Consider the following 19,776-nt stretch of genomic DNA (forward strand, 5'->3'; position numbering starts at 1 on the left):
CAGCCCCTGGGCTTAACCCTTCTTCCGCTCCGCATATCCGATGCCGGTCAGGCTATCCCGGATTTCCTCCAGGATGGCTGGATCGTCGATGGTGGCCGGGGCCTGGAAAGGCTCATTATCGGCGATCTTGCGCATGATGGCCCGCAGGATCTTGCCCGAACGGGTCTTGGGCAGGCGCTTGACCACCGCCACCAGCTTGAAGGCCGCCACCGGGCCGATCTGATCGCGGACCTGGGCCACCAGTTCCTTGCGCAGGCTCTCTTCGTCCTGCTCCACACCGCTCTTGATGACCACCAGACCCATGGGCAGTGACCCCTTGAGGGTGTCCTGCACGCCGATCACGGCACATTCCGCCACTGCCGGGTGCGAGGCCAGGACTTCTTCCATGGCACCGGTGGACAGACGATGGCCGGCCACGTTGATGGTGTCGTCGATACGGCCCATCACATACAGGAAGCCTTCTTCGTCCAGGTAACCGGAGTCGCCGGTCAGATAGTAGCCGGGCTGGGCGCTGAGATAGGCCTCCTGGAAACGCTGGTCATTCTGCCACAGGGTGGGCAGGCAGGCCGGGGGCAATGGCAGCTTGATCATGATGCGGCCCATCTGCCCGGCGGGCACTGGCTCACCGTGGTCATCCAGAATCTGCACATTGTAACCGGGCACGGGCTTGCCCGCGGTACCGGGGCGGATGGGGAACTGTTCGATACCCAGGAAGTTGGCGGCGATGGGCCAGCCGGTTTCCGTCTGCCACCAGTGGTCGATCACCGGGCGCTCCAGGATCTCCTGAGCCCAACCCAGGGTGTCGGGATCGCAGCGCTCGCCGGCCAGGAACAGGGCCCGGAACTTGCTCATATCGTAACGCTTGAGGTGCTCGGCCTTGCTGTCCTCTTTCTTGATGGCGCGAAACGCCGTCGGAGCGGTGAACATGACCGAGACTTCGTGCTCTTGAATCACTCGCCAGAAGGCGCCCGGGTCTGGTGTGCCCACGGGCTTGCCCTCGTACACGACCGTGGTGCACCCGTAGAGCAGGGGGGCGTAAACGATATAGGAGTGTCCGACCACCCAGCCCACATCGGAGGCGGCCCAGAAGACTTCACCGGGCTCCATGCCATAGATGTTCTTCATGCTCCAGTTCAGGGCCACGGCGTGGCCGCCGTTGTCCCGCACCACGCCCTTGGGTTTGCCGGTGGTGCCGGAGGTGTAGAGGATGTAGAGGGGGTCGGTGGCCTTGACGGGCACACAGGGGTGGGGTTCCACGCCGTCGATGGACTCGTTCCACTCCAGGTCGCGACCGGCCGTCATCTCGCCTGGCCCTTGGGGGCGCTGCAGGACCACGCAGTGGTCCGGCTTGTGTTCGGCCATCTCGAAGGCCTTGTCCAGCAGGGGCTTGTAGGGCACCACCCGGTTGGGCTCGATGCCGCAGGAAGCCGCGACCAGTGCCTTGGGCTTGGCGTCGTTGATGCGTGTGGCCAACTCATTGGAGGAAAAGCCGCCAAAGACCACGGAATGGATGGCGCCCAGTCGCGCGCAGGCCAGCATGGCCACCAGGGCCTCGGGGATCATGGGCATGTAGATGATGACCCGATCACCCTTCTCCACCCCCAGGCGCGCCAGGCCACCGGCAAACAGGGAAACCTGCTGCTGCAGCTGGGCATAGGTGATGGTCTGCTTGTTCTGGGTGACGGGGCTGTCATAGATGATGGCTGCCTGCTTGCCCCGGCCGCTCTCCACATGCCGGTCCACCGCGTTGTAGCAGGTGTTCAGTTCGCCGCCGGCGAACCAGTGGTAGAAGGGCGCCTTGCTGTCATCCAGCACCGTGTCATACGGCTTGTACCAGTCGATCCCTTCGGCGGCTTCACCCCAGAAAGCCTCCGGATCATTGACCGAGCGGTTATAAACCTCTGCGTAACCCATGACTCGCTCCTGCTGTGCTTGTCCCCCGTCAGGGGGGTGATGGCCACGTTCTGGTGGGTGGCCTTTTCGATGGTGAGGCCGTGACGGGCCTGGTTCGTATCTCGTCAAGGCATGACCTTAGAGTATTTGGCGAATGTGTCAACAATTTCTAAGGGTCGTTGCGATTATGTGCGCATGACGGGGCGATCCGTACCATGTGAGCAGGTCATGTGTCGACTCTCGGATCCGGTTGCTTCATCAGAATCGGGGCAGGTCAGGGAAGGGTAGCTGCCCTCGATGCACGTGCATGGCGCCGAATTCGGCGCAGCGGTGCAGGGTCGGCACCGCCTTGCCCGGGTTGAGCAGGCCCTGGGGATCAAAGGCCGCCTTCACCGCGTGAAACTGGGTGAGCTCCGCGGGCTGAAACTGCACGCACATCTGGTTGATCTTCTCGATGCCCACGCCGTGCTCGCCGGTGATGGTGCCACCCACCTCCACGCACAACTCCAGGATCTGACCGCCCAGCTCTTCGGCCTTTTCCAGTTCCCCGGGCTGGTTGGCATCGAACAGTATCAGCGGGTGCAGGTTGCCGTCCCCGGCATGAAACACGTTGGCCACCCTGAGCCCGTAGGCCTTTGACAGGTCGGCAATCCCGCCCAGCACCTTGCCCAGCTGGCGTCGGGGGATGGTGCCATCCATGCAGTAGTAGTCCGGCGAGATACGCCCCACGGCAGGAAAGGCCGCCTTGCGACCGGCCCAGAAACGCATGCGTTCGGCCTCGTCGGTGGCGGTGCGTACCTCGGTGGCCCCGGCCCCCAGCAGCAGTTCGCGCACCTCGTGTACCTGCTCCGAGACCTCCGCATCCGTGCCATCCAGCTCACACAACAGGATGGCCGCCGCCTCCACCGGATAGCCGGCATGGACGAAATCCTCGGCGGCGCGGATGGCGTCGTTGTCCATCATTTCCAGGCCCCCGGGGATGATCCCCTGGCCAATCAGGGAGGCCACGGCCTCGCCGGCGGTCTGGGGGTCGTCGAACGCTGCCATGAGCACCTGGGCCCGCTCCGGCTTGGGCAGCAGTCGCACCGTGACTTCGACGATGATGCCCAGCATGCCTTCCGATCCATGGATCAGGGCCAGCAGGTCATATCCGGGACTGTCCAGGGCCTCGGACCCCAGGGTGACCAGATCGCCTTCAATGGTGAGCATCTTCACCGCCACCACGTTGTGCACCGTGAGGCCATACTTGAGGCAGTGCACGCCCCCGGAGTTCTCGGCCACATTGCCACCGATGGAGCAGGCAATCTGCGACGAGGGGTCGGGGGCATAATAGAGCCCGTGGGGGGCGGCGGCCTCGGAGATGGCCAGGTTGCGCACCCCGGGTTGCACCCGGGCGAGGCGCTTGGTGGGGTCCAGGTCGATGATCTCGTTGAATCGCGCCAGGCTCATCAACACGCCATTGGGGAAGGGCAGGGCACCGCCGGAGAGTCCGGTTCCGGCGCCGCGGGCAGTGATGGGAATGCCGCGTTCCCGACAGATGGCCAGCGCCTCTCGTGCCTGATCCAGGTCATGGGGAATGATGACTGCCAGGGGCAGTCGCCGGTAGGCGGAGAGGCCATCGCACTCGTAGGGTCGAAGGTCTTCCTCTTCGTGGAGCACGGTGTCCGCCGGGAGGGTCCGCTCCAGGGCATGGATGAGGTCAGCCCTCTCTTCCGGGGTAACGGTATGATGGGGGTCGGGGTAGAGCGAATCCTTGCCAGGCGTCTGGGGTTGAGCGGACATGAAACCCTCCTCGATCGTCGAATGGGGACGGACCCCTTTTGCCCTGGGTTTGACACCGGAGCAGCGCCTCGGCGGGGTGGCGCTCCCACCAAAAGCACCACCGTGGGAGCCGGCCTGCCGGCGAATCGCCGCGACAGCGGCGCCATGCTTGAGAATCCCTCGCGGCCGAGGGCAACTCCCATAAGGCGATTGCATGGAGTGTCCTACCCTCGGCCCGCGCGGTCAATCGCCAGGGGACCCTGTGCTACCATCGCCTCAGTTTTCATCCACCTTTTTCACGATCCTGGATACGGACGCATGCTCGATCCCAAGACCCTCAGAAACGACCTGGATACCATCGCCGCCCGCCTGGCGTACCGGGGCTTTGTGCTGGACACCGACGCCTTCAATCGGATGGAGAATGCCCGTAAGGAGCTCCAGGTACGCACCCAGGAGCTGCAGAGCGAGCGTAATACCCGCTCCAAGGCCATCGGTCAGGCCAAGGCCCGGGGCGAGGATATCGAGCCGTTGAAGGCGGAGGTCTCCCGTCTGGGGGATGAACTCAAGGATTGCGAGAACCGGTTGGGAGAACTGCAGAAGGAATTATCGGATTTCCTGATGGCCATCCCCAATCTTCCCCACGAGAGCGTGCCCCAGGGGGAGGACGAGGATCAGAATGAGGAGGTGCGTCGCTGGGGTGAGCCGCGCACGCTGGATTTCGAACCCAAGGACCACGTGGACCTGGGCCTGCCCCATGGATGGATGGATTTCGACAGTGCGGTTCGCATCAGCGGCAGCCGCTTTGTGGTCATGCGCGGTGCCATGGCCCGCCTGCACCGGGCCCTGATCCAGTTCATGCTGGATGTGCATACCCGGGAGCATGGGTATCAGGAGGTTTATGTCCCGTATCTGGTGAATGCCGATAGCCTGCGGGGGACGGGGCAGTTGCCCAAGTTTGAGGGGGATCAGTTCCGCATGGCGCAGGATCCGGGCTATTACCTGATCCCCACGGCGGAGGTACCGGTGACCAATCTGGCGCGGGACAGCATTCTGGCGGCAGATGAGGTGCCGGCCCGTTTTGTGTGTCATACCCCATGTTTTCGTTCGGAGGCGGGTTCTTATGGCAAGGACACCCGGGGGTTGATTCGCCAGCATCAGTTCGAGAAGGTGGAGATGGTGCAGTTGGTACCTGCGGGCAAGTCCTGGCAGGCGCTGGAGGAACTCACGGGGCATGCGGAGACGATCCTGCAGCGTCTGGAGTTGCCTTACCGGGTGGTGACGCTGTGCACCGGCGACCTGGGTTTTTCGTCGGCCAAGACCTACGATCTGGAGGTGTGGCTGCCGGGGCAGAATACTTATCGGGAGATTTCTTCCTGCTCCAATTTTGAGGACTTCCAGGCCCGGCGGATGATGGCCCGGTACCGTAACCCGGAGACGGGCAAGCCGGAGTTGCTGCATACGTTGAATGGTTCGGGCCTGGCGGTGGGCCGCACCCTGGTGGCGGTGGTGGAGAATGGCCAGGATGCCGAGGGTCGCATCCATATCCCTGAGGCATTGCAGCCTTATATGGGTGGGCTGAGTGTGCTGGATCCGGAGGGCAGCGCCGGGTAAGGAGGAGCTGATGGAGTATCGTTTATCGAGACATCGACAGGGGCTGGCCGGATTTCTTTGCGGGCTCCTGATCGTGGTCGTGGGCGTTTGGGCACCGTCGGTGGCGAAGGATCAGCCTCCCATCGATGACACGCCGCGCTTGATCGGTCTGCAGCATCCCCACTGGTTCGAACTCTCCCTGCTGGATCTGCGGGAGGATCTGAAGAGCGTGCGGGAGCAGGGCAAGCGGGCCCTGGCCGTGTATGTGGGTATGGACGACTGCCCTTATTGTGAGGCCCTGTTCCAGGTGAACTTTGCTGAGCCGGACATCGTTGAATACACGCGGCGGCATTTCAATGTGGTGGGGCTGGATGTACTGGGCAGTCGTGAGATGACCAACCTGGAAGGCGAGTCCATGACGGAGCGGGAGTTTGCGGTGGGCAAGGGGCTGAATTTCACCCCCGCTTTCATCTTCTACGAGCCCGATGGCACGCCGGTATTTCGTCTGCGGGGGTATCACTCACCCTATCGTTTTCGTGCTGCGCTGGAATACGTGGCCGATGGTCACTATGAGAACGAGTCCTTCCGCGAATACCTGGCCCGGGCAGATCCGCCGCCTCGGTTTGAGCCGGATGATCTGAATCACCAGGAGTTCTTTGCCCCCGAGCCCTTCGGGCTGGATCGCTCGCGTATCCCCGCCGATCGTCCGCTGGCAGTGTTCTTTGAGCAGGGGGAGTGTCATGCCTGCGATATCCTGCATACCGAACCCTTGGGCGATGAGCAGGTCCTGGATCTGCTGGATCTGTTCGAGGTGGTGCAGCTGGATATGTGGTCGGAGGAGACGCCGGTGCTCACACCGGATGGCCGTTCGATGACTGCCCGGGCGTGGGCGGAGGATCTGGGGTTGTTCTATGCCCCGACGTTGATCTTTTTTGATGAGGCGGGTGAGGAGATCCTGCGCATCGATTCGGTGGTGCGGCTGCACCGGCTGCGTTCTGTGCTGGAGTATGTGCTCACCCGGGGATACGAGGACTATCCCACCTACCAGCGCTGGCGGATGGATCAAGGCGGCTGATCAGTCCCAGTTGTCCCGGTCCACGGGCGGGTCGATGCGTGGCGGCCCGGCCCGCTTCTGGGAGACCAGCTGGGCCACCAGGTGGGCGATGCCTATCAGGAAGGCCACCATGAAGAATAGCGCCAGCAGTGGAATGCCGGCGATCACGAACAAAAAACCCAGGGGCGAGACCTGAATCAGCCAGGCCCCCAGGGCAATGAGCATCCAGCGCCCGGCAAAGGTCCCGCAGTGGTCCCGGCACCAGGCCGCCCGGGCCAGCTTCTCTTCAGGCGTGGCCTTGGGCATGCCCTTGAGGTGCCAGGGGGCGAGCAGGTAGGCCAGGACGGTATGGTGGACTGGTGTATTCTTCGGGTCGGGCTGATTCATGGTGCTGCTCGCAAAGGGGCCCCAGAGGGCAAGTGGCGGAGCAGTCAGGGTAGCATGCAGGCCCACCGCTATCCGACAGGGCCGTGTTGGAGGGGGCATGCGGGCCGTGTCCAGGCAGCCCGCATGGTAAAGCTCAGAGGTGGTGACTATCGCCCCATGCCGGGCTGGTCCAGACCGCCGGGCGGGGGTGGCTCAAGGCCGCGGCCCTGTCCAGGGGGTTGCTGGTCCAGGCCTCTACCCTGACCGGGGGGTTGCTGGCCCAACCCCCGACCCTGTCCCGGCGGCTGATCAACGCCGCGGCCTTGTCCCATCCCGGGTTGAGGCTGGGTCCCCTCTTCATCCTGCCAGCGTGTCCACTCCCGAACGGTGGGTGAGTTATCCAGGATGTCCCGTTGCTCGCGGTCCAGGGACCGGTACAGTGCCCGTGCAGCACTTCGAGCTTCCCGGGCCTCTTCCAGCCGCACCTGGGCCATGGAGACGCGCGTTTCCATGCGACTCAGGAAATCCGTCTCCTGCATGGCCTCGCGCCGCTGGGATCGGTCCTCAGGGGTCTGCCGGGGCCCCATGTGCTGGACGAATTCGTTCCACAGGGCCTGTTGTTCATTGTCCAGGTTGAGGGAGGCTTCCAGTTGCTCGATACCCCGCTGCCCAGGCGCCATGCCGGGCTGCTGCATCCCCCCCTGTCCCATCCCGGCCTGAGCCAGGGTCACGGGCCCATCGGCCTGGAGCGGAGCAGCCAGGCCAGCCATCAGCACTGCCGTGGCAACGCCCACATACAGGGCCATCGAGCGATTCTGATTCGATCGTTTCATCATGCAACCTCCGAGAAAAGATCTTGAAAAGGACTGAAAAGGGGACAGACACCTTTTCTCGTGCGGAAAAAGCCTTCGCGGCCGAGGGCCGCTCCCACGGGGGATGCACCTCTCACCTTGTACCTTGATCCCTCGTCCCGACCCGGGTCAACCTCAAATGGCCTGGTCCACCCGGGCTGAATCCCCTTTGTCCATGCGCTCGATGGCCTCGTTGCCCTGTTGGGCCAGGGCATCCAGGCGGTCGATTTGCGCATCCAGCTTGGGCAGGGCCTCCTGACGGTAGCGGGATACCTCATCGATGGCCCCCACCACGTCCTCGAAGGCCTCCTCCAGCTTTTCCATGTCCAGCATGGTGGAGGCCGCCCGGTTCTGGATCTCCACCCCCTGGGTGCGCAGCGCGTGGGCCGTGCCGGCGATCATGTCCGAGGTGGTGGTATTGATGGCTTCCACACGGTCCAGCACCAGGCGCTGGTTGGCCAGGGCCATGGCCACCGTGACCGCTACATTCAAGGCGGACACGGTGACGTTGATGGCCCGGTCCACGCCGCGCATCAACTCCCGGTTATTGCGGATCACCACCTCAAGAGACAGGATGCCCTGCTGGCTCACTGCCAGTTGCTGCTGCAGATCCACCACCCGCTGGCGCAGCGGGAAGAGCAGTTCTTCGTCCACAAACCGCTTGCGACCGTCATCCTCCGGAAGTTGCCGGGATTTTTCGCTGAGCCGACGATCAATCAGGCGCCCCAGGGCGATTTGTCGCTTGAGTTGGTCCAGGCTCTCGCGCAGGGATTTCTGGTCGTCGCTGAGGGTGAGGTTGTCCCGGTGCAGCATGTCCTTGCCTGATTCCAGATCCTTGATGATGGCATCCAGCGCCTCCTGGGCCGTCTCGAACTTGTTGAAATACCGCTGCAATGGCGTGCCCACCCCTGGCAGGCGGGACAACATGCGTTTCAGGCCGCTGGTACTGAGATTGTGTCGGCGTGGATCCAGGTCCACCATCCGGTCGCGCAGATCCAGCAGCGACTTGGCCACCGGACCACCCTCGTCGCCCTGATGGGCCAGCTTGCGGATGGGGGCTTGCAGCATCTGGCTGCGATGGGCCGCCTGGCGCTGGATATTCAGACCCATTTCATCCACCGCCTGACGGTGGCGATGATCCGGCGTTTCCTTCGGCTCGCTTCCCAGCACCTGCTCAAGGAACCGGTCCGCCAGGGCATTCAGCTCCGGATCGCCCGTCACCGTTTCCGGATCGCTCTCCTTCTTTACCTGGGACTCGATCTCCTCGGCGGTGGGCAGCGAGAGATTCAAGGGGTCGGAATCATGGCGGCTGGCGTTCATCTCGGGCCTCGGCTAGGGACTGCGGCGTGAATTTCCATGATACGCATGCGGCAGCCCGGGTTCACTAATCCTTGCGGCCGTAGTGGTGGGCCTTCTCCACGAACTGGCGCAGATCCTCCATGGCCTGGTCGGCGGCCACGGAGGCGCGGGGGCGGTCGGTGTTGACGGCGGAGACAGCCACGGCGGCATCGTCCAGGGCGGTGATGGCGGCCTCGTTGCGGGCCCCCAGGTCACGCAGGCGGGTTTCGGTTTCATCGACCAATTCCAGACGTCGCTCCAGGGCGCGCCGTTCTTCGTCGCTCATATGGGCTTCCCGATCCAGGCGGCCCCGCACATGATCCACGTCCACACCCCGCACACCGCGAGCCACCGAGGCCATGGTGTTCAGGTTGTCCACTGCCGTCCATGAGACTTCCCGGACCAGCTTGAGGGAGCGCTCGAAGGTCAGTTCACGTTCGTCGAACTTGCCCTCAAGTACCTCGTTCACGTGGGCGTAGCGCGTGTAGATGCGATCCACCTGGCTGGCCAGATCCGGCCGACGTACCTTCAGCAGAGCACCCTTGGTGTCGCACAGGGCTCGCACCAGTTCATCGGCACCCACCGGTGGTTGCTCCGGATCCAGGATGGCCAGCCCGGCTTCCCGGGCCTTGTGCTCGAGCGCCGCCCGCTCCCGGACTGCCGCCGCCTCCTGCTCAGCCTCGCGCCGTCGCGCGGCACGCCGTCGCAGCCAGCCTCGCAAGCCGCGCTCGGCGGGGATGGCCACGAAGATGGCAAGCAGACCGGCCACCCAGCCACTCAGGGTGGGGCCGAAGCCGCCAAACAGGGAGGTCACCCAGAGGATGAAGGCGATGAAGGGGATGATCAGCCAGTACCGAAGCATCACATGCCAGCGGGTGGGCCCCTGCAAGGGCACGGCAAGTCGTGGCTCGATCAGTCCGATGATCAGCCAAGGCAGGCAGGAGATGAAGAGCCCGTAGGCAAAACCCTGTAAGAATCCAAGCATGGGTCTAGTCTACTATCTTCCATCACCAGAACGGAGCCCCATTCCGAAAGCAAAAGCACGAACCCACGCCAGCTAAAATGGGGACAGACACCTTTTCCCATCAGGAGAAAAGGTGTCTGTCCCCATTTGGTGAGGGGTGAATGATGGTGGGAGGGTTTTGTTAGACTCGGGCCAGAGGTTTAGCCATGCTCGGTGCACGCTTGTATCGGGCTCACGTAACAGGAGGGAATCCATGGGTTTTGCACTGTCTGATATGCAATTGACCAGCCCGGCCTTTTCCCAGGGCGGGGCCATTCCGGCGCGGCATACGGGGGAGGGGGAGGATGTCTCACCGGCGCTGGCCTGGAGTGGGGCGCCCCAGGGCACCAAGGCCTTTGCGGTGATCTGCCATGATCCGGATGCCCCGCTGATCTCACCGGGAGGCACCTATGGGTTCGTCCACTGGGTGCTGTACAACATCCCGGCATCGGTGACCCGACTGCCCGAGGGGGTGGAGGAATACACCCGCGGTGCCACCGACTTCGGCCGCACCGGCTATGGGGGCCCCATGCCACCGGAAGGCCACGGAGTGCATCAGTATTACTTCTGGGTGCTGGCGCTGGATCGGGAGATGGAACTGCCGGAGGGGCTTACCCTGTGGCAATTGCTGGAGAAGATCGAACCGGCCGTGATCGGCATGAACCGACTGGTGGGGACCTACCAGCGCGGGTGACAAAAAAAAGCCGCCCCGGCGTGAACCGGGGCGGCGAGGTCCGGGGCAGGGCCCGGACCGTGTGGCGTGCGTGTTGCGTCAGGCCTTAGTAGGCCAGGAAGCGCGTGCCTTCGATCATGAACTCACCCATCTGCGGCGGGGTGGCCACGCCAACGCCGTCGATCAGATCATCTTCGGTATAGTCACTGTTGGGCAGGAACAGCGCGCAAACATAGGCATTGGCGCCGTTATTGATGGCAGCCTGCATGACTTGCTGAGGCGTGGCATCCGGACCCTTCAAGGTCGGGCCGTCATAGTCGGTGGTACCCATCTTGCCGCCCTTGTCGCACAGCAGGATGTTCACCTGGGCGCCTCGCTCCAGCAGCTGGTTGGTCAGGATCATGGCCATGGCCTGGGTCTGCGGCTCACCGGAGGTGACGGTGACCAGGACCTTGTTCTCATCGTCGGCGATGGCAGCGAAGGGGACCAGGGCCAGCAGGGCGATACCGATCAAACCACTCTTGAGATGCTTCATAGTCAGCAATACTCCTGTTTGCGAATGACGAGCAACACCATATCATCAAATTCTAATGTTTGTCTCCCGTTAAGCGGGATGGAATTCACAGTTCCGGCATACGCAGCCGGCGGAGCCTTATATCCATGGTCAAATTTCTCACCCTGCTGATCCTGCTGGCCTTCGCCTGGTGGCGCTTCAAGCGCTGGTGGCGAGTACGGCAACTCAAGGCGCAGGGGCAGCCGGTGCCTGAAGAGACGGGTATCCGGCCGATCACCCTGCTCAGCATCGTCCTGCTGGGCGTCTACGGGGGTTTTCTGCTCTGGCATCTATTCGGGCAGCCCCAATAAGGTTGTGATGCGACATCAGCGCGAGCGCATCCAGCGCCGTGTGACCTCGGCGCCGGCGCGAGCTGTCTGCTTCAGCACCCGTTTCCATTCCCCCGGCGAGGCCTTGAGCAGGATGCGCATGGCGCGGCCCCGCTGCGCCCGGTCCAGCTGGCCATTGACCCGCTCCCATATCGTATCCACGTTGTAGGCCTTCTCCCGGGTATCCAGCCGGACCGGAATGGTGGATTCCATGGGCACGCCCAGATCAGTGGCGATCACCTCCATGGCGCGACGCATGGCCTGTTCTTTTGGGCGCGTGGGGGCCTGCAGCTCATAGGGAGGCTGCCACTCCCGCGGCGGTGACAGGCGATCCACATGGCTCAGGATGACCAGGATCGGGGGCAGAATCCGGCGCGGGTCGGCGGCAAAGCGCTGGCGCAGATGCTCCAGTGCCCGTCCATCCAGGGCCCGATCGGCCCGATGGGCATCCACCACCCAGAGGATGCAGTCGCTCTCGCAGAGCGTGTCCACCAGAGTATCGATGCCTTCCTTGTCCTTGAGTCCCGGGGTGTCCACGAGTACCGCCTCCGGCAGCCCGTCACGCTCCAGCAGATAGCCGTTGGCCTCCCGGGTGCTGGGGAGGACATCCACACCGGCAGCCACCCGGTCCAGCAGGCAATTGACCAGGCTGGATTTGCCCGCATTGGCCTGACCGGCCACCATGATGCGGATGGGTCCTCCCTGGTCCGCCAGGGGCACGCCCGGCCCCATGGCCTGCATGGCAGCGGCTTCGTCCAGTTGTTCGGTATCGATGCGTAGCCGCCCGGAATACAGTTCAATGGCCGCGCGGCCCACTTCCTCCACCCAGATGCGGGCACCGCGTCGTCGCAGATAATCCCCGGCCTCACCCATCATCATGGATACCATGCGCTCCCGGGCCTCGGCCATCACGGCGCCCAGGGGATTGACCAGTCGGGCCGCTCGGTACACCCGCGTGGCACCGCGAAACCAGCGCATGCTTGTGCTGGCGGCGGGCTGAAAGTCCCACAATCGCATCAATTGACTGGCGCGGATCAGATGGGAGCCAGGGACCTTGTCCAGCATCACCCGGCGCAGGCGCACGCTCACCCGCTCGGTGAGCAAAAGCGCCTCGGGTACGGTGAAACGCCACATGGGGTGGCGTTCCTCCGGGTGATAATGGCGGGCCACCTGCTCGATGGTCTGCCGGCCGGCAAGCAGCAGCAGGCGGTAGTCGCCAACGATGTGGGGGTCGGACTCGGCCGCGATCCGCTGCACGCTCTCCCAGGCCGCCATGTCCCGGGGTGACCAGTCCGCATCCGGCGCCGAGACCGCGCCCTGATCCCTGTGATCGGTGATGGCATCCACGCGCTCGGCCCGGCGTTGCAGCCACAGGGACAGGGTGTACCCGACCAGTCCCAGACCGGTGGCGATGCCCAGCCAGATCAGGAGCCAGCCCTGTTGCCACAGCCAGAAGGCCCCCAAGGGGATCAGGATCAGAAAGGGCAGGGTGGCGGCGGTCAGCGCTGCGGCCAGGGCGCCCCAACGGGTCCAGAGGGTGCCGGGCCGGGTCATGAATGGGGTCCTCGTGGGGGCGGTTGTGGGTTGTCCCCGTTTTGTCGCCGGAACAGGGTGTGGGCCTCCTTGAGGGCGCCATTGAAGGCCTCGGACACGCCCTCGGGTGTATTCACGCCCATGCGTACCTGTTCAAGGTAATAGCAGGCGGCGCGCCCCAGCGCGTAGGTGACGGCGGCGCTGGCCGCCCCCGCCACCGCCGCCCCCGCCGCCTGGCCATACACCGGGATCAGCTTGCCCAGTTGCCGGGCGGCGAACCCGGCCCCCAGGCCCAGCACAGTGCCCGAGCCCAGGGAGGCCAGAAAGGCCTTGAGCGTGGGCCGATCCCAGGTCAGGGCGTAGAATTCCCCGATGCTATGCAACATCTTGCCCTGCAGGGTGGGCACGGTGACCATGCCCACCACGGGCACCATGTCGGTGACCCCGGCGGCGGTGGCATAGCCCAGGATATGCGGGCGGATGCGGGCCTGGCGGCTGTCGCGGGCGTTGCGTGCCAGTTCCCGGATCAAGCCGGCGCGCCCGGCACTGCAGGCTGCCTCCAGGGCGTCCAGCAGGGCATCAAGGCCGTAGTCCGGGTCATTGAAGCCGTCCTCCGGGCGGGTGAGGTCCACGGCCACCTGATGAAATGGCCCGTGGCCTGGCAGTTCACGGAAGGCCCGCGCCTGCGTCTCCATGGAGCGCCGCAGATCCTCAAGGTCGGGGTCACGGGCCAGGGCTTCGGGCCCTGGATGATCCCGGTCATCCGGGTAGCCGTCATGCAGGCGGGTCTGCACCAGCACGATGGCCCAATCCGGATGGCGCCGGCGTACCTGCCTGAGCACCCGCAGGAGGGTCTCTTGCTGTGGGTCCATGGCCCGTGCCACAGCAATCACCGCATGGGCGCCGCGTTCCACCACGGCCAGATCATCGCTGGGGTCGTAGCCCGTTTCCTCCAGGCCGCGCGTATCCAGAAAACGCACCACCGGGACATCTGCCGGGAACTCATGGATGCGTGAGGCCCGGGTACACGGTTCAAAGGCGCTGCCGATCTCCACCTGGGGGTCGCCGGTGACACTGCGCACGATGGAGCTCTTGCCCGACTGCACCTTGCCCAGCAGCCAGAGCACGGGCGCGCGGGCACGGGCCTGGGCACGGATGTCGGCGGCCAGGCCCGGATCCGGTTCGGGCTTGAGTACGGCGTCCATGAAGCGTCGCCATGGGGGGTTGGGTTTCAAGACTTGGGAACCTCCGCGTCCAGGAGTAAACTCAGATTTTATACCCCGACCAGCAAGCACCCGGAGAGATTGCACCATGGACGCCCACCCAGGTAACCGTATCCTCCAGCGCCGCATGACCCGGCGTGACTTCCTTTGGCTGATGTCTGCCGCCTCCGCCGGTGCGGTGGTGGTGCCCCAGTTGCAGGGCTGCGCAACCGATCCGGTCACCGGTCAACAGCGTCTCATGCTCATGTCCGAGCAGGAAGAGATTAATATTGACAAGCAGCACTCTCCGCACCAGTTCTCCAACGATTACGGGTTGTTGCGCAACGATCGGGTGAACAGCTACGTGAGCGAGGTGGGCACGTCGGTGGCCGAGGTCTCCCATCGTCCCCACATGCCTTACAGCCATCATGTGGTCAACGCCAACTATATCAATGCCTACACCTTTCCCGGGGGCACCATGGCCTGCACTCGCGGCATCATGGTGGAGATGGAGGACGAGGCCCAACTGGCGGCACTGCTGGGTCACGAGACCGGGCATGTGAATGCCCGGCATACGGCGCGCCGCCAGACCACCGGCATCCTGGCCTCCCTGGCGCTGGGGGGTATCGGCATCGCCGCGGCCCAGTCCGATCAGCTCTCCGGTTACAGCAACCTCATTTATGCAGTGAGCGCCGTGGGGGCCACCGCCCTGCTGGCCCATTACAGCCGCCAGAATGAGCGTGAAGCCGACGATCTGGGCCTGCAGTACATGGCCGAGGCGGGTCAGAATCCCCAGGGGATGGTTGATCTCATGGATATGCTGCGTTCCATGTCCGACCGCCAGCCCAATGCCCTGGAGACCATGTTCTCCACTCATCCCATGAGCCAGGAGCGTTTCGATACCGCCCAGCGTGAGGCTCAGTCACGCTATGGGGGCGCTGTGGAGCGAAGCGTGCGACGAGAGCGGTACATGGACAACACCCGTGACCTGCGCCGCATCAAGCCGGCCATCAAGGAGATGCAGGCGGGTGAGGAACGCATGGCCCGGGAGCAACCCCGTCAGGCCGAGGAGCACTTTGCCAAGGCCCTGCGCCAGGTGCCGGATGACTATCCAGGCCTCGTGCTCATGTCCAAGGCCAAGTCGGCCCAGGGGCAACATCAGGAGGCCCGGCGCTATCTTGAACAGGCACGGGCTGCCTATCCCCAGGAAGGGCAGGCAGTCCATCTCAGTGGCATCAACCAGCTGGCGCTGAACCGGCCGGATGCAGCCCTGGATCACTTCCAGAATTATGAGCGGATGCTGCCGGGCAACCCGAATACGATTTTCCTCAAGGGTGTGGCCCATGAAGGCATGCAGAACCGTCGGGCTGCGGCCGGTGAATATCAGCGTTACTTGCAACAGGTGGGGACTCAGACCCAGCAGGGTCGCTATGCCGCCCAACGCCTGGAGGCGTGGCAATAGGCGATTGCTTGACGTATCCCGCTTGCCGGTAGGGTCGTTAGTGGTTAGCGTTGGGGGATGAACCCACCATCCACGACTGATCGGGGTGCCCTTAGGTACTTCCTTGCGCGCCCGCGCCTTTGGGTCCTCGCCTTACTGGTCGTCGCCGGGCTGCTGATCGCTGCGTGGCAGCCGGTGTCGCTGGATGCCCTGCTGGAATGGGGCCACGCCATGAGTGCCAACCCTCTGGTGGCCGTGGGAATCATCCTGCTTCAGGCCCTGCTGCTGGCCGCGGCCCTGCCGGGTACCCTGATGCTCTGGGTGGTGGCCCCCATCTACTCTCCGCCGGTGGCGGCCCTGATCCTCACCTGCGGCAGCGTGCTGGGTGCGCTGGGGGCCTACGTGATCTCCCGGCGCTTGAGGGGCGCCCATCCCGAAGAGGTGGACCACGGGCGGGTGATGAATTTGTTGCGGGAGCGGGGAGACCTGCTCACGCAGCTGACCCTGAGGGTGACCCCCGGCTTTCCCCATTCGGTGGTCAATTATGCGGCGGGCATTCTGCATCTTCCCTTGAAGACCTTTTTGTTGGCGGCGGTGATCGGTCTTGGGGTCAAGTGGATGGTCTACGCCGCCGCCGTGGATGCCCTGGTGGATGTGGGCACGGGGGCCGAGCCGCTGGGTCTTGAGTCAGTCGTGCCGTTGCTGCTGCTGGCCCTGTTCCTGGGTATCGGCGCAGTGGCCCGACACCTGTTCCTGCGCCACCGTGGCCGCCGCTGACCCAGCATCCATAGTCCACTGACCAGGCCTGGTCATGCCCCGTGGGGTCGGCCAGTTAACTGGCTTTGGACTCACTGGGCTTAGTAGAATCCACCGGCCTTGCAGCATCACAACCACCGAGCCCGGGAGATTGACCCCTTGCCTTCGTATCTTGACGAATTTCATGCCCGTGACAACGGGGCCGTTCGAGTCACACCGGATCAGGCCAGCCGATTTGCCAAGCAGGTGGCCGGGGACTTCAACCCCATCCACAACCCCGATGCCAAGCGCTTCTGCGTGCCGGGTGACCTGCTGTTCTGCCTCGTGCTCAACCACTACGGGGTGAGCCCGCGCATGAGCTTTCGCTTTACCAGCATGGTGGGCGCCGATGTGGCCCTGCGATTCTCCCCCTCCGACGAGTCCAGGCTTTCGATCCAGGATGAAGCGGGCAAGACCTATCTGGAAGTGGAACGGGAGGGAGAGCCCTCCACCGACCCTCAGTTGATCGAATCCCTTACCCGGGACTACGCTGCGTTTTCGGGCCAGAATTTTCCTCACATCCTGGTGCCGTTGATGAAGCAGCACAACGTGATGGTCAACCCGCAGCGCCCGCTGGTGTTCTACGACAGCATGTCCTTTGCCTTCGATGAGTGGCCGGCACCGGCGCCCAGCCTGCGCTTTTCCAATGCCGAACTGGTGGTCAACGGCAAGCGCGGCGACGTGGCCCTGGATTTCGACCTGCTGGCGGATGAAAAGGTGGTGGGTAGCGGTCGCAAGAAGCTGATCATCTCTGGTCTTCGGCCCTTCGAGCAGGCGGTGATGGATGATCTGGTGCGTCAGTACGACGGCTGGAAGTCGGATTACCAGGCCACCGCGTAAGAACCGTGTGTGAGCCCGTGGCGGTCGCATCCCTGCGCCGCCATGTCTCGCGTGACGATCAATCCGAAAGCCAGCTACGCACCTGGTCTGCCTTGGGGATGGAGCCGGTGTGAACCACTTTCCCGTCGATCACCACGGCCGGAGTGGACATGACCTTGTATTCCACCAGGGCCTCCGGGCGGGTGTCCTTGGCGACGTTGGCTTGTGCCCCCATCTCCTTGGCGGTGCGCTCGATCAGGTCGGCGGTGTCGGTGCAGCGAGCACAGCCCATGCCAAGTACTTTGATCTCTTTCATTTCTGTGTTCCTCATTCGTAAGGGATAACGGGTTACAGGTTCAGGGTGAGCAGAGGCTCGACCAGATTCAGTATCCAGCCCACGAGCGTGAAGGCCACCAGCAGTAACAGGAAGAAAATGGCCAGCAAGCGCCACTGCATCACCTGCTTGAGCAGGACAAACTCGGGGAAACTGGCGGCCACGGTACTCATGCAGAAGGCCATGGTGGTGCCGATGGGCAGGCCTTGAAGGATAAGACTCTCCATCACGGGCACCACGCCGGTAATGTTGGTGTAGAGGGGAATACCCAGCAGTACCGCCGCCGGGACCTGCCACCACTGCCCCCCACCCAGGTTTGACTCGACCCAGCCTTCCGGGACGTAACCATAGAGCAGGGCGCCCAGACCCACGCCGATGAAGACCCATTTCCAGACCCGCCCGAGGATCTCCAGTGTCTCGGCCCGGGCGAAGAGGTGTCGATCCTTCATCGTCAGGGGCTCGCGCTGCGTGCCGTCACCCGCGGGGACCTCCCCCTTGGCATAGGCCTCGGCAAGGAAGGGCTGCAGATAGCGCTGGGCATTGATGGCATCCAGGAAGGCACCTGCCAGCATTCCCACAACAAAGCCCATCAGGATGTAGAGTAGCGTGAACTGCCAGCCCAGGAGCCCCCAGAGGACCACAACGGCCACCTGGTTGATCATGGGCGAGGTGATGAGAAAGGCCATCGTGACCCCGATGGGAATCCGGGCGGAAGTGAAGCCAATGAACACCGGCACGCTGGAACAGGAGCAGAAGGGCGTGATGGCCCCAAAGGTTGAACCAAAAAAATATCCCACCACCCGATTGCGTCCGGCCAGGAAGGCACGCATGCGCTCCACGTTCAGGGAAGCGCGGATCAGGGCGATGAGATAGATCATCACCACCAGCAGGGTGAAGATGGTGGTGGTGCTCTTGATGAAGAAGTGGGTGGCCGCACCGAAGGGGGTCTGCGGGTCCAGACCCATAAGGGTGTAGGCCACAAGATTGGCGATCTGGGTGAAGATTTCCAGCATGGGTTGGGGTGTCCCGTCCGATATATGCTTTTAAACTAATATATGGAAAATCATATATCAAGCCTTCCGTCACCAGGGCTGGTCGACCGGCAGTCGCCGGTCATCCATGCCCGGGTGTTATCAGAACGGCTGGCGTGCCCGCCACAGGGCCCAGATGGCCAGTCCAATGACCAGCAGATGGCCCACAACCGCTGCATTGGCCAGGGAGATGCCCAGGACCTGCGGTCCCATCTCATCACACATGCCCGTGGCCATGAACAACGTGGGTGCCTGATCCCCCAGCCACTCCACAAGGCGTTCGATCGGTCCCGGTTCAACGCCCATGCAGGAAAACCCCAGGTCCGCGGGCTGGCGTTCCAGCCAGCTCTGGTAGCCTGCCACCCCCAGCCCCGTGCCTGCTGTCGCGACCACCAGCACGCCCAGGATCGTCCCGGGCAGGGCGGACCCGAATAGCACGCCGCCCAGGGCCAGGACCGTCAGGACCATGAACAGCAGTCGCTGGAAGATGCACAGATGACACGGGTGCAGATTGAAGAGTTCGGTCAGAGCAATACTCAGGCTGGCCGCCAGGGCACAGAACAAGGCTATCGCGAGCCAGAGGGGGCGAACCGCCGGTGTGAACATGTCGAATCTCTCATGGTTTGCGTGGATATATACGGTTGATCATATATGTCGCAGGGCGTATGCTCCATGAGCAATGTCATTGTCCTGGAGACGCTCATCATGACCGAAGTGACCGTATTCGATCCACCCCAGTGCTGCGCCAGCGGTGTATGCGGACCCAGCGTGGACCCCAAACTCTCCAAGCTGGCAGGCGACCTGGCCTGGCTGCGCCATTCCGGCGTGACGGTGAACCGTTACAACCTGTCACAGCAACCGGGTGCTTTCGTGGAAAACGCTACCATTCAGGGCATTCTGGAGAAGGAAGGCGAGGGCGCCTTGCCGGTGTTTCTGGTGGATGGAGAGGTCAAGAGCCAGGGGGCCTACCCCGATCGGGAGCAACTGGCTCAATGGACGGGGCTGGAGGCGGAGTGCAGCACGAGTGTCAGCCCGGGCAATAGCTGCTGCGGCTGATTTGAAGGTCCGCCGCGTCCACGCTCCCTTTCTCCCGGGGAGGGCTTTGACTCCCTTCTCCCCCAGGGGGAGAAGCGCTGGGGATGAGGGGCGTGGGAGGGCATGGGGCTGGCTTTCGCGCCCTCACTCAACAGCACATGAATCCACATCGAGG

General features: G+C 63.6%; 20 protein-coding genes. 8 read left to right on the forward strand and 12 right to left on the reverse strand.

Annotated features, from left to right (window positions below):
* Positions 1–12 precede the first annotated feature (12 nt).
* Both ECTOBSL9_RS10430 and ECTOBSL9_RS10435 read right to left on the reverse strand, forming a co-directional pair.
* A complete protein-coding gene (locus ECTOBSL9_RS10430; protein WP_063464993.1) occupies positions 13–1,914 on the reverse strand; it encodes a propionyl-CoA synthetase in 1,902 nt (633 codons plus the stop codon).
* Positions 1,915–2,151: 237 nt separating this feature from the next.
* Positions 2,152–3,675 carry an FAD-linked oxidase C-terminal domain-containing protein gene (locus tag ECTOBSL9_RS10435; protein WP_063464994.1) on the reverse strand — a complete coding sequence of 508 codons (1,524 nt, stop codon included), beginning with the start codon at positions 3,673–3,675 and terminating at the stop codon, positions 2,152–2,154.
* Between the two features lie 297 nt (positions 3,676–3,972).
* Between ECTOBSL9_RS10435 and serS the strand changes: the two genes are divergently transcribed.
* Positions 3,973–5,265: a serine--tRNA ligase gene (gene serS, locus ECTOBSL9_RS10440; RefSeq protein WP_063464995.1), complete on the forward strand. Its 1,293-nt coding sequence runs from the start codon at positions 3,973–3,975 to the stop codon at positions 5,263–5,265.
* A gap of 10 nt (positions 5,266–5,275) precedes the next feature.
* Positions 5,276–6,319, forward strand: a complete 1,044-nt coding sequence (locus ECTOBSL9_RS10445; protein ID WP_063464996.1) for a thioredoxin fold domain-containing protein — start codon at positions 5,276–5,278, stop codon at positions 6,317–6,319.
* Here ECTOBSL9_RS10445 and ECTOBSL9_RS10450 read toward each other — a convergent pair whose 3' ends face one another.
* From ECTOBSL9_RS10450 to ECTOBSL9_RS10465, 4 genes are all read right to left on the reverse strand, one after another.
* A complete protein-coding gene (locus ECTOBSL9_RS10450; protein ID WP_063464997.1) occupies positions 6,320–6,685 on the reverse strand; it encodes a hypothetical protein in 366 nt (121 codons plus the stop codon).
* Between the two features lie 146 nt (positions 6,686–6,831).
* The gene (locus ECTOBSL9_RS10455) at positions 6,832–7,500 is read right to left on the reverse strand and encodes a Spy/CpxP family protein refolding chaperone (RefSeq protein ID WP_082829870.1); all 669 of its coding nucleotides are present in this window, start codon (positions 7,498–7,500) and stop codon (positions 6,832–6,834) included.
* A gap of 150 nt (positions 7,501–7,650) precedes the next feature.
* Positions 7,651–8,835 (reverse strand): toxic anion resistance protein, encoded by a 1,185-nt coding sequence (locus ECTOBSL9_RS10460; RefSeq protein ID WP_156500095.1) that lies wholly within the window; start codon positions 8,833–8,835, stop codon positions 7,651–7,653.
* A gap of 64 nt (positions 8,836–8,899) precedes the next feature.
* A complete protein-coding gene (locus ECTOBSL9_RS10465) occupies positions 8,900–9,838 on the reverse strand; it encodes a hypothetical protein (protein WP_063464999.1) in 939 nt (312 codons plus the stop codon).
* 232 nt (positions 9,839–10,070) lie between these two features.
* Between ECTOBSL9_RS10465 and ECTOBSL9_RS10470 the strand changes: the two genes are divergently transcribed.
* A complete protein-coding gene (locus ECTOBSL9_RS10470) occupies positions 10,071–10,550 on the forward strand; it encodes a YbhB/YbcL family Raf kinase inhibitor-like protein (protein WP_063465000.1) in 480 nt (159 codons plus the stop codon).
* Positions 10,551–10,635: 85 nt separating this feature from the next.
* On the opposite strand, the gene ECTOBSL9_RS10475 is transcribed toward ECTOBSL9_RS10470, so the two are convergent.
* Positions 10,636–11,064: a DsrE family protein gene (locus ECTOBSL9_RS10475; protein ID WP_063465001.1), complete on the reverse strand. Its 429-nt coding sequence runs from the start codon at positions 11,062–11,064 to the stop codon at positions 10,636–10,638.
* A 125-nt stretch (positions 11,065–11,189) separates the two neighbouring features.
* Between ECTOBSL9_RS10475 and ECTOBSL9_RS10480 the strand changes: the two genes are divergently transcribed.
* The gene (locus ECTOBSL9_RS10480) at positions 11,190–11,393 is read left to right on the forward strand and encodes a hypothetical protein (RefSeq protein WP_025281546.1); all 204 of its coding nucleotides are present in this window, start codon (positions 11,190–11,192) and stop codon (positions 11,391–11,393) included.
* Positions 11,394–11,408: 15 nt separating this feature from the next.
* Here ECTOBSL9_RS10480 and ECTOBSL9_RS10485 read toward each other — a convergent pair whose 3' ends face one another.
* Positions 11,409–12,965 (reverse strand): GTPase family protein, encoded by a 1,557-nt coding sequence (locus ECTOBSL9_RS10485; RefSeq protein WP_063465002.1) that lies wholly within the window; start codon positions 12,963–12,965, stop codon positions 11,409–11,411.
* Complete coding sequence (locus ECTOBSL9_RS10490) at positions 12,962–14,149, reverse strand: YcjF family protein (RefSeq protein WP_063465003.1); 1,188 nt, start codon at positions 14,147–14,149, stop codon at positions 12,962–12,964. Before ECTOBSL9_RS10490 ends, ECTOBSL9_RS10485 begins: the two co-directional genes overlap by 4 nt.
* 106 nt (positions 14,150–14,255) lie before the next feature.
* Between ECTOBSL9_RS10490 and ECTOBSL9_RS10495 the strand changes: the two genes are divergently transcribed.
* From ECTOBSL9_RS10495 to ECTOBSL9_RS10505, 3 genes are all read left to right on the forward strand, one after another.
* The gene (locus tag ECTOBSL9_RS10495) at positions 14,256–15,608 is read left to right on the forward strand and encodes a M48 family metalloprotease (RefSeq protein ID WP_063465004.1); all 1,353 of its coding nucleotides are present in this window, start codon (positions 14,256–14,258) and stop codon (positions 15,606–15,608) included.
* Between the two features lie 57 nt (positions 15,609–15,665).
* The gene (locus ECTOBSL9_RS10500) at positions 15,666–16,364 is read left to right on the forward strand and encodes a TVP38/TMEM64 family protein (protein ID WP_082829871.1); all 699 of its coding nucleotides are present in this window, start codon (positions 15,666–15,668) and stop codon (positions 16,362–16,364) included.
* 138 nt (positions 16,365–16,502) lie between these two features.
* Entirely contained in the window at positions 16,503–17,222 is a 720-nt protein-coding gene (locus ECTOBSL9_RS10505; RefSeq protein WP_063465005.1) for a DUF3581 domain-containing protein, read from the forward strand.
* Positions 17,223–17,280: 58 nt separating this feature from the next.
* Here the strand turns inward: ECTOBSL9_RS10505 and ECTOBSL9_RS10510 are convergent, their stop codons facing one another.
* From ECTOBSL9_RS10510 to ECTOBSL9_RS10520, 3 genes are all read right to left on the reverse strand, one after another.
* On the reverse strand, positions 17,281–17,517 hold the full coding sequence (locus ECTOBSL9_RS10510) for a thioredoxin family protein (protein WP_063465006.1): 237 nt from the start codon (positions 17,515–17,517) through the stop codon (positions 17,281–17,283).
* A 32-nt stretch (positions 17,518–17,549) separates the two neighbouring features.
* Positions 17,550–18,548 (reverse strand): permease, encoded by a 999-nt coding sequence (locus tag ECTOBSL9_RS10515; RefSeq protein WP_063465007.1) that lies wholly within the window; start codon positions 18,546–18,548, stop codon positions 17,550–17,552.
* Between the two features lie 120 nt (positions 18,549–18,668).
* Positions 18,669–19,172 carry a disulfide bond formation protein B gene (locus ECTOBSL9_RS10520; RefSeq protein WP_063465008.1) on the reverse strand — a complete coding sequence of 168 codons (504 nt, stop codon included), beginning with the start codon at positions 19,170–19,172 and terminating at the stop codon, positions 18,669–18,671.
* A 66-nt stretch (positions 19,173–19,238) separates the two neighbouring features.
* Between ECTOBSL9_RS10520 and arsD the strand changes: the two genes are divergently transcribed.
* Positions 19,239–19,622: an arsenite efflux transporter metallochaperone ArsD gene (gene arsD / locus ECTOBSL9_RS10525; RefSeq protein WP_240480958.1), complete on the forward strand. Its 384-nt coding sequence runs from the start codon at positions 19,239–19,241 to the stop codon at positions 19,620–19,622.
* Positions 19,623–19,776 lie beyond the last annotated feature (154 nt).

Source organism: Ectothiorhodospira sp. BSL-9, from assembly GCF_001632845.1.
Taxonomy (GTDB): domain Bacteria; phylum Pseudomonadota; class Gammaproteobacteria; order Ectothiorhodospirales; family Ectothiorhodospiraceae; genus Ectothiorhodospira.

What these genes read in the sequence shown, in the direction of transcription:
- ECTOBSL9_RS10470 (WP_063465000.1), top strand. Translation starts at nt 10,071, where the DNA reads ATGGGTTTTGCACTGTCTGATATGCAATTGACCAGCCCGGCCTTTTCC.
- arsD (WP_240480958.1), top strand. Translation starts at nt 19,239, where the DNA reads ATGAGCAATGTCATTGTCCTGGAGACGCTCATCATGACCGAAGTGACC.
- ECTOBSL9_RS10455 (WP_082829870.1), bottom strand. Translation starts at nt 7,500, where the DNA reads ATGATGAAACGATCGAATCAGAATCGCTCGATGGCCCTGTATGTGGGC.
- ECTOBSL9_RS10485 (WP_063465002.1), bottom strand. Translation starts at nt 12,965, where the DNA reads ATGACCCGGCCCGGCACCCTCTGGACCCGTTGGGGCGCCCTGGCCGCA.
- ECTOBSL9_RS10495 (WP_063465004.1), top strand. Translation starts at nt 14,256, where the DNA reads ATGGACGCCCACCCAGGTAACCGTATCCTCCAGCGCCGCATGACCCGG.
- ECTOBSL9_RS10480 (WP_025281546.1), top strand. Translation starts at nt 11,190, where the DNA reads ATGGTCAAATTTCTCACCCTGCTGATCCTGCTGGCCTTCGCCTGGTGG.
- serS (WP_063464995.1), top strand. Translation starts at nt 3,973, where the DNA reads ATGCTCGATCCCAAGACCCTCAGAAACGACCTGGATACCATCGCCGCC.
- ECTOBSL9_RS10430 (WP_063464993.1), bottom strand. Translation starts at nt 1,914, where the DNA reads ATGGGTTACGCAGAGGTTTATAACCGCTCGGTCAATGATCCGGAGGCT.
- ECTOBSL9_RS10475 (WP_063465001.1), bottom strand. Translation starts at nt 11,064, where the DNA reads ATGAAGCATCTCAAGAGTGGTTTGATCGGTATCGCCCTGCTGGCCCTG.
- ECTOBSL9_RS10510 (WP_063465006.1), bottom strand. Translation starts at nt 17,517, where the DNA reads ATGAAAGAGATCAAAGTACTTGGCATGGGCTGTGCTCGCTGCACCGAC.
- ECTOBSL9_RS10460 (WP_156500095.1), bottom strand. Translation starts at nt 8,835, where the DNA reads ATGAACGCCAGCCGCCATGATTCCGACCCCTTGAATCTCTCGCTGCCC.
- ECTOBSL9_RS10465 (WP_063464999.1), bottom strand. Translation starts at nt 9,838, where the DNA reads ATGCTTGGATTCTTACAGGGTTTTGCCTACGGGCTCTTCATCTCCTGC.
- ECTOBSL9_RS10520 (WP_063465008.1), bottom strand. Translation starts at nt 19,172, where the DNA reads ATGTTCACACCGGCGGTTCGCCCCCTCTGGCTCGCGATAGCCTTGTTC.
- ECTOBSL9_RS10435 (WP_063464994.1), bottom strand. Translation starts at nt 3,675, where the DNA reads ATGTCCGCTCAACCCCAGACGCCTGGCAAGGATTCGCTCTACCCCGAC.
- ECTOBSL9_RS10500 (WP_082829871.1), top strand. Translation starts at nt 15,666, where the DNA reads ATGAACCCACCATCCACGACTGATCGGGGTGCCCTTAGGTACTTCCTT.
- ECTOBSL9_RS10515 (WP_063465007.1), bottom strand. Translation starts at nt 18,548, where the DNA reads ATGCTGGAAATCTTCACCCAGATCGCCAATCTTGTGGCCTACACCCTT.
- ECTOBSL9_RS10490 (WP_063465003.1), bottom strand. Translation starts at nt 14,149, where the DNA reads ATGGACGCCGTACTCAAGCCCGAACCGGATCCGGGCCTGGCCGCCGAC.
- ECTOBSL9_RS10450 (WP_063464997.1), bottom strand. Translation starts at nt 6,685, where the DNA reads ATGAATCAGCCCGACCCGAAGAATACACCAGTCCACCATACCGTCCTG.
- ECTOBSL9_RS10445 (WP_063464996.1), top strand. Translation starts at nt 5,276, where the DNA reads ATGGAGTATCGTTTATCGAGACATCGACAGGGGCTGGCCGGATTTCTT.